Origin of the sequence: Streptococcus sp. 27098_8_113 (assembly GCF_041432545.1) — a bacterium.
Taxonomy (GTDB): Bacteria; Bacillota; Bacilli; order Lactobacillales; family Streptococcaceae; genus Streptococcus.
In genome coordinates this window covers 23,511-32,310 of the sequence record NZ_JAPVZU010000018.1, presented here as the reverse complement: position 1 = coordinate 32,310, position 8,800 = coordinate 23,511, and the positions used below count along the sequence as shown (strand labels likewise).

Below are 8,800 nucleotides of genomic sequence, written 5' to 3'. Positions count from 1 at the left end.
ATATAACTTTCCAGCACTGTCTGAGACGCTAAATCCTTGAGTACCATTAGCGTTAGCAGCATAAGCGATATGTAAGTATGGAGTACGACCATCTTCCCCTTTGGCTCCAGGAGTTCCTTGAGCTCCATCTTTTCCATGAACTCCAATTAGAATTGGAGGAATAGTGGCAGTGGTGTTATCCGTATAGGTATCAAGCCTATAGCTCCATAAAAACGGTTTTTCTAAAGTTAGTATAGGGGTATGAATATCCCAAGGATCATCCCGATCGCCAGTTACACAACGTACACCACAAATTTCTATATTCCCTGCCCCACTTTGGCCGAACTGGATGGCAGCATTTCTATTTGAATCTGCCGTAAAGGTTAAACTAAACCATTTCCAATAAGTATGGCTGATTACTGTACTTAGTATCTTATTAACTTCACCTGTCTCGTCCGTCCAGCATCTCATGAGCAATCTAACGTTAGCTTGGGTACTGGTTTTAGAAACTCGAGCCCAACATGATATAGTATATTTCTGACCAACTTCTAAATTGATGAATTGTGCTAAATCCTTGTTGCCATTATTGGTATTGTTTTTGACTCGGAGTATTTTGGTAATATTAGGGCTGGGAGAAGCTTCGGCTGGCAGGATATCGACAGTACCATTACCCCAACTTCGGATAACCCAAGTTCCATTTCGACCGTTTCCCATAGGTAAAGTCTCGGAATTACTTAATAAATTTGGGCGAGGAGGAACCATATTTTCAAGAGAATCTGTAACCGTGTAAAATTGAGTAGAAGAGATTACACCTCTACCTGAATCACCTTTTACGCCATCACGTCCATTCTGACCATCATTGACATTAACTAGTGTAATTTCGTCTGTTGCTACCTCATCATTACCAATGTAAGCAGCCACTGCCAGAGTCGCTGTGCCAGTTATACTTTCACCTCTAACAAGATAGGTCATACCTACTGTCACATTGCCATCAAGCGACCAGCGCCAAGTGACATTAGCAGAAATAGGTTTTCCGCCCTTAAATAGAGATGGGGTGATAACTGTTTGGCCAGTATTATTTTTAAAGATAGTTCCATTGTCTGTTGCTAGCTTGATTGAGTATGGTTTTGTGGTCTCAAGGAAACGTTCCAGTGCTGCTTGAATGCTATCTGATAAGCTGTTTTCTAGTGCCTTAAAGTTTGATGCAGTTGTCTTGTTTCTAGTTGAATTTGTAAAACTGATTTTCTGTTCAGAAATTCTCGCTTTAACAAAAAGCACTGGAGCAAACCCGCTATCATAGATCCTGATAGTATCACCAATGTCAGCGTCAATAAAGCCATCGATTTCATAAGTCAATGCTGGGTAAGCGTTTTTCTTTAGGTTTCTTATACCAGCAGTCCGAATGACTGATGGATTATCACTATCAACTTCTAGATCCTTTCTGATCCACTGGTCAGCCTGCGTTCCAGATGTAAACGTTGATGGGTACATTTGAGCAGCTATAGGAGCATAAAGCCCATTACCACTTTGATAAAACTCACGAACCCCGTCTTTATTATTTTCCGAATAAGCAGGGGTTAAGCTACCAATTGTAACAACCTCCTCAACTTCTTCGCCTTTGTCGTTCTTGACGGTGCGCTTACCAGTTGGCACAAGCATGGTATAGATGCCAGTCTTATCAATCTTTCTTTTAATTGATCTTAGGTTTTTCCCATAAGTTAGTTGGATGTCATTGCGAACTTGGCCAACCCCTTGATGCTTATCATCGTTCTCGTGATAGACATTAACCTTAAATGACTTGATAGAGCTATCTGCATTTAATTGAGTATCAAATTCAATCTCTGCATCAAATTTTTTGGCCAGACTTAAAAGCCGGGCTAATTTTGTATCTTGCCCCTCCCATTCAAGCGTGCGTTTGCTATCCGAAATTTCATTTATACCAACAGATAGATGAGTGAAATTCAATAGATCCATTGCGTTACAGTATTCCACAAAAGACATTGCCTTATCTGATTTGTACGGATTGGCATACTCATTGATAAGCTCAAGGTTCAAATTTTCACAGTAACACTTGATTGTTTGCTCATCTTCTTCAACGGTCATAACGCTAAACACATAGCTTTTACCCTTGTATTTAAAAGAGACAAAGGCCTTTTCATTCAATAGGTTGTATGCTCTCTGTGAGATCGTATCTGATTTGATTGATTTTTTGAAGACTGTAAATTCAAACGTTGATGATCCTGTTTCCAAATTTCTTGTCCAGGTATCGTCATAATAATTCAGCGTTGTTTGTTTGTCATTATCAACAAATGCCACTTTTCTCAAATTTGCATCATGAATAGTTAAGAGCATTATAGCCACCTTTCTTCAAACTCGATTTTTACATCCGGCTTTCTTTTACACCAGCTAGAAAAATAGACCTCTAAAGTAGATTCCCCCGGCGGAATAGCCACCCACTTAGAGGCATCTACGACATCCCCCATATCTGGCTTTCCGTCTACAAAAACAGTATCATCCTCACTATTGATAACAACAGATGAACCTATGCGATAGCGGTTAGGAATGTCCCTGATTCCTGTTACGAAATCTTTTCTATAGATGATACTATCCAAGTATAAATGACTAATCATAGGATTATTTCCTATAGATGCAATAATGACTTGGATTTTGGCAGTTTTGATACCTTTTATCTCTGGCACATGAAACTGAGGGTAAGTTCCCCACCAAAAGACCTGAACGACATCATCACGCCGCTGGATGTCAGACCAGCCCCGCTCCGCGTTAAAGGGGTTGTGGTTATCATAATGTGTTCCTGTAAAATTCCATTTTTTCACTAATCGAGGAGCACCATCTCCACGAACTAAGAAATTATACTCACAATCAAGACCAAACCATCTTTTGTAAGTCTCTACTCCATAGATGAACCTTCCAGTATCATCCATAAAGTTTATTTTCATGAGCCCCATTTGATTTCCTGCTCCAAGCCAGCAAATCTGCCGCCACCAGAGATAATCATTTAACGCTCCTTTTTGGCCAGAACTATCGACAGGGATTTCCCAAGAAATCGTTCCAGATCTGTTGCCTGGTACTAGAGCTAAGTGTGGTCGCCCCCAATTGTTTTCAATTCCGAGTGCCCCAGATTCTTTCATTGCTGCTGCAAAGCCTTTTGTGATGCCGTTATTCGTAACGTAGTCAAATAAGATTTCTGATTGCTTATAGCTCTGTAAGTCTGTCTCCTCTCTGTTACCAATTTCCATAGCACCGCTAGAATTAACTAGCCCAACATAGCCATTTTCTGCATTGTGCTTGACTGTCACGATCGGATAAGCATCTACTGTACCATTGTTTCTCAGATTAAAAACCATCTTATCTGATGAAATAGTCGCATTAGAAAAGCTATCAAACTTCTTATAAGCCGTACTATGGGCTACACCGTCAGGGATGAGGATTTTAAACTCTGAGCGCTGAAACCATCGAGTGATATTGCTTGGTGTAATATCATCTACTGGCATGCCCATATAGTATTTGTCTGGCTCATCTCCGTAAGTGATCTTGACTGGCTCTAACACATTCAAGACTCCAGCTAATTCATGCTTAAGTTGTTCCATAGCAGCACCATCAATTGTTTTCATATCAAACTTGATAGTGTGCTCTTTCTCACCACGTTTCACTTGCTGGATATTCACGCCCAATAAAGGAGCGCTATCAATTGATACGCTCCTTTTGTTACCAATGGGGCGGATAATATCTGTAATTCTCAAGAAACGTGACAAGTCAACGCCGTTGAATGTCATTTCTTTTGTCATTTATCTATCCCTCTCATCCTGTTATAAATTTTCGTTTGCTTTTCTTGATAAGCTCTTTGTCTATCACCAGTTCTTGCAACCAATGTATCTCCATCTAAATACGTTTCTACTGGTCGTTCTACCGCTCTCTCAGCAATATCAAGAGCCTTTTCAACTAGTTCATTAGCTTTATCCTTAGTGGATTCCACTTTAGCTTTAATTGCATTTTCAAGATCAGATTTAATCTGTACCACTTTAGATAGCTTAGATTTACCAACCCCTATCACATCTTCGGCTTTAAAGCTAAATGATTGGATTTGATCGTACATGCTACCCATAGCATCATCAACTTTGTAAGCATCTTTTAAGATACCAACAGCCATACCTTGGGGGATATATCGCCCAACATTATCCCGAAATAGTCGAGACGGTGAGTGAATACGGGCTTTTGCTTGCGCCGCACGTTCAGCTTGTGCTACTAAGGCATTAGCAGCGGCCGTGACAGCACCAAGGGCTGAATACATCCCTTGAGCTAAACCTTGGCCAATCATAGCTCCGACATAACGCATCATGCCAACGCCTGACATACCAATAGACCTTGCAGTATTTACTAACACTGTCATAGAGGCCGAAACTTGACCTTGACCGCTTATCAATCCCTGAGCCATATTTTGAGATGTTCTAGCGCCGATTTGACGACCCTGAGCTATCATTTGAACGCCAACAGAGCGAACCACAGCAAGCATCATCTGCATAGAAGACTGTACTTGTGCAGACATTGAGGCAAATGCAGCGCTGACTGATGCCGTGCTTGCTGAAATAGCTGTAATCTGGCCAGATGCACTTGCAGCACTTGCTCCAACCCGTACAAAGGTAGCAGAAACTATTGTAAGGCTTGAGTTAATTGCTAAAACCTGAGCACCAAATACAGTAAAGCCCATAGCTGACTGTATTAAAGCAGGCGTAATCGTCATTACTTGAGCTTTCAATGCGGTAAGAGGTGCATTGAGAGCTGACAGACCAGCAACTCCAGAAATGGCCTGACTTGTGAAACTTGCAAAGCTTGAAGCAGCTGACGTAAGAATTGATGGCAATACTGTAACAGCAGTCTGTATAGATGTGATTCTAGTTGCAAAGTTTGTTAATACCGAAACTGTTGTATTAGCTTGGCTTGATACTGTTGCCATGCCAACACCCAGTATTTTCATGCCATTTCCAGCTTGTGCAAGACCTGCTGAATGACTAGCAATTTTACCAACGCCAAGGGCAACAGCCCCAAGAGATGCCGCCATATCACCAAGGTTTGTATTAGTAATCTTAACAACACCAGTGGCCAAAAGATTGAAACCTTTACCCGCGTTTAAAGCAGCTCGACCAATCGAATCAAAGATACCAGATATACCGTCTAAAATGGTTCTGACAGCGTTTCCAAAGCCCTCTATAACACCTTTCGCTCCGTCAAGCACGCTTTTGATGACATTGCCTAGCGTACGGAATAGATTCGCTATGCTGTCTATTATCGGGCTTATCTGAGCGACTAATGTAGTAAATGCCTCAGCTATTGATTGCAGCACGGGAGCTAAAGCTTGAGCTATCTGCACAACCGCTGGCATAAATGGAGTCAAAGCCTGCACGATCTGGACAATCGCATCAGATACAATTTGGACAACGCTTGTAAACACATTGCCTATAATTTCGACAATTGGGGTCACGGCCTCAATGATGGCCGCAATACCTTGGCTGAAAGCACTAATCACAGGCGGTAAAACGGAGGCGATAGAGGTTATCGCTTCTCCTAAAGCTGAGACGAACGGAGCGGCTGCACCGAATGCTTGCCCGAAAGCTACGATTAGAGGCGCTAAATTAGCCAATGCAGACGTCACAATCGGTAACACACCAGCTACTGTGACAATGGCTTGGGCAAAAGCTCCAATAATTGCAGTAGCTACTGTAGCAAAAGCTTCTCCTACCGCATTGATGATAGTTGCCACCCCCTGCCCTTGCGTAGCCAGCAAAGCGAACCCTGCTGCTATGATGGCCACACCAGCTCCAATCCCAACGGCAGCTGTAGCAACCGCTCCACCGAAAGCCAGGATATTGGCCACGCCTGCGGTTTGCAAGGCTGCGCCAAATGCTAAGATGACTTGTGACAGCCCGCTTAATGCCGCCTTGATACCGACACCTATGCCGGTTGCAGCAGATTTGAAAGCCCCTCCGATAGAGCCAATAACAGAGCTCAAACTACTCAAAATTTGAGCGATTTTAGACCGTCCCTGCGTAATAGCTTCAGCTGCTCCGCTTGCGGCTTCTGTTGCATTCCTTCTGAAGATGTTAAAAGGGTTAAAGGATTTTAAAAAGTTAAAGGTTTTGAAGCCAGCAACTAAACCAACCAAACCGCCTGCTATTGCCTGAATTGCTCCAGCCGGCAGCGAACTGATAAAGTTAGCTGCTACAGTTGCAGCCTGAGAAAGCCACTTTACCACATTCCCAAGGACACTAGCAAGAGTGTTTAGCTCGTTTGAGGCGGTTAGACTATTCCAGATATGACCGATAGCTCCTGCAATACTCTGGATAGCGCTGATAAAGGCAGATACCGCCCCAGTGTTAGCAAAGGCAGTCCAAAAGGCCTTAACTTTTCCTGCTAGGTTTGAGATAGTGCTGCTAACTTTTGCTACAATCTTCTCTACATTGATACTCTCAAGGAATTCCCCTAGACCATCAGCTAGTTTGCCGAAATTTATTTTTTCTAGAGCGTCTGATAGAGCATTGACCGCCTTAATACCAAATGCATTAAGTTTTTCAAACGCTGGCATGAGCTTGTTAGAGAGACTTTCTTTTGCCCCGTCTATAGCTTGATCAACCGTCTTGAACTCAGTAGCCATCTTCTGGAAAGCGTCAGAGTTCCCTGCACGGTTCATAGCGTCAAAGAAATCCTCTGTCTTGATTTTGCCATCTTGAACAGCTGATACCAGCTCAGCGGTAGACATCCCCATCTCTTTAGCAACTGCTGCCATACCAGCAGGAGCTTGCTCCATCATGATTTTAAAGTCCATCCAGGCTACTTTAGGCTTACTTGCCATCTGAGTAGCTTGAGTAGATAGTGATTTCATGGCTTGGGCTGGGTTTTCCGCTGAGGCTGCAAGCCCACCAAATGCCTTAACCAGACTACCAACATTCTTAGTACCGACTGCGTCAAGTTGTGAGTAGGTGTTTGCCATGTCCGAAGCTGAATAGATTGTTTTGGTTGCAAAGTCCTGCATCTCAGTCTTCGCTTTTCTTATTTCGTCAGAAGAGCGACCAAAGGCTTGCAAATTCCCCTCAAAGGTCTTCCAGGCTTTTTGCGAGCTGTTCAACTCTCCGACCATTTCCCGGATGCCAGAGCCAACCATACCTATACCGGATGTGATAGCTGAGCTAACGAGGTTAGCACCTAAAACAGACTTAAACACTGAGCCAAGCTTCGACCCGCTCTCACTTAATCCACTAAATAGACTTTTCAGTGATTTTACTTCACCTCTAGCCTTTGTACTATCTAAATCAATGGTAATGGTCACTTTTCCATCAGAAGCCATTTAATACCCCCTTTCTTAAATATCAGGTAGCGAATATTCTTCTTGTAATTTGCGCATTCTTTGTTTTTCTTTGGGATCTTCACCCTTTTGGGGTTTCCATGCCCTGATTTTCATCACTTCAACAAATTTAGTGCCATCTGGCAGACCAGCTAATAAAGCGTTAAATTTCTGCCAGTGCAATTTCCCCTGTTCTTCAATCAAATCAATCTGATAAGCCTGCATAAACGATGAAAAAATGTACTCACCATCGTATTTGATTGAAAATAAGGGTTTGTCATTACCGTCTGACTGTTCTTTAGGCTTTTTAGGTAATACATTCCCCTCAATGTCATATCTATCAACCTCATCAACAGCTTTTGTAACCTGTATATGTTTTCTAAACACTTCTTCATAGAGCGCTAAAGCCTCTTGTGTGTCCATATCTTTAAAACTTTCATCATCAGTTAGCTTAGCTAGTGCTAATTTAGGTTTTAGATGTGGCGGGATATATTTTTTGCTCCACATATTAAAGACCCACAGTACACGGTCAAACGATAAGAAAAGCTGATACTCTTTGTCATCGAGTACCAGCCTGTCATCCATTTTTTTGGAAATATCAAACATTATTCAGCAAGATACTTCTTAAATGCTTCATCGTTTTGTCGTTCTTCGTTGACTTCTCGCAAAGCATCAGCGATCTGCAAGAATAATTTGAGGTAAGAAATTGTATTCTGGCCACAAGCATCATAAAGTTTTTGTGGCGCTTCGTCATCAAAAGCTGCTGTGAAAAATTCATCTAGCAAGTCTTTGAGTTCTTTCCGCAATTCCCATTCCGTACCAGATTCATCAATCTGCTCAGCCTTTGTCTTTAATTCAGCGGATTTCTTCTCAAGCATCTCGCTCTTTTCATCCGTTGGTTGAAATTCAAGGGTGACATCTCCAATAATGAATGTCGTAACATCCTTGAGATTTCCAAAGTTATAAGTACGTGCCATGTTCTCTATTTCCTCCAAAATCAATTTTTTTAAAGAGTAATTGCTTTTTCGATCGGCGCTTTGATCCATTTGAGTTTGCAACTAAATTCTTCATAATCTGTTGCATCTCCTGATCCAGCCTTAATTTCAGAAGCATTTGCGACTTGAGTGAGTGATTTCTTGCCATTGGACTCAATCACTCGGTGCCACAAACGGCGGCCATCACCAGTCTTGTACTTCATGTTTGCAATAAGCGCCTGTGCCTTATCTTCGGCATCATAGATACCCTCAGCTGTGTAAGCACCAGCAACCGATGTGACAGTTTCTTCTTTTGTGCCATCGCCATCGTAATAGCCTTTGTCATCTGTTTCTTCGTCAGTATCATCTTCGATACTTTCGATATATTTGGCCAATGGGAAAAATTCATTATCAGCCGGTACAATGTCTGCTTTACTTGGGTCGAATGGCGCTACCAAGTGCTTGCGCTTGGCATTTTTTTGACGTACCATGT

General features: G+C 42.3%; 6 protein-coding genes. All 6 read right to left on the bottom strand.

What is annotated here, in order from left to right; translation table 11 throughout:
• Positions 1–2,331 (bottom strand): phage tail spike protein (locus O3644_RS09420; RefSeq protein WP_371595582.1); only part of this gene is annotated, 2,331 nt, incomplete at its 3' end.
• Positions 2,331–3,785: a distal tail protein Dit gene (locus O3644_RS09415; RefSeq protein WP_371595581.1), complete on the bottom strand. Its 1,455-nt coding sequence runs from the start codon at positions 3,783–3,785 to the stop codon at positions 2,331–2,333. The genes O3644_RS09415 and O3644_RS09420, both read right to left, overlap by 1 nt.
• Complete coding sequence (locus tag O3644_RS09410) at positions 3,782–7,336, bottom strand: tape measure protein (protein WP_048766641.1); 3,555 nt, start codon at positions 7,334–7,336, stop codon at positions 3,782–3,784. The genes O3644_RS09415 and O3644_RS09410 overlap by 4 nt, the downstream gene beginning before the upstream one ends.
• Positions 7,337–7,351: 15 nt before the next feature.
• Entirely contained in the window at positions 7,352–7,939 is a 588-nt protein-coding gene (locus O3644_RS09405; RefSeq protein ID WP_048766640.1) for a Gp15 family bacteriophage protein, read from the bottom strand.
• Complete coding sequence (locus tag O3644_RS09400; RefSeq protein WP_048766639.1) at positions 7,939–8,310, bottom strand: hypothetical protein; 372 nt, start codon at positions 8,308–8,310, stop codon at positions 7,939–7,941. Before O3644_RS09400 ends, O3644_RS09405 begins: the two co-directional genes overlap by 1 nt.
• A gap of 29 nt (positions 8,311–8,339) precedes the next feature.
• Positions 8,340–8,798 carry a phage tail tube protein gene (locus tag O3644_RS09395; RefSeq protein WP_048766638.1) on the bottom strand — a complete coding sequence of 153 codons (459 nt, stop codon included), beginning with the start codon at positions 8,796–8,798 and terminating at the stop codon, positions 8,340–8,342.
• Positions 8,799–8,800 lie beyond the last annotated feature (2 nt).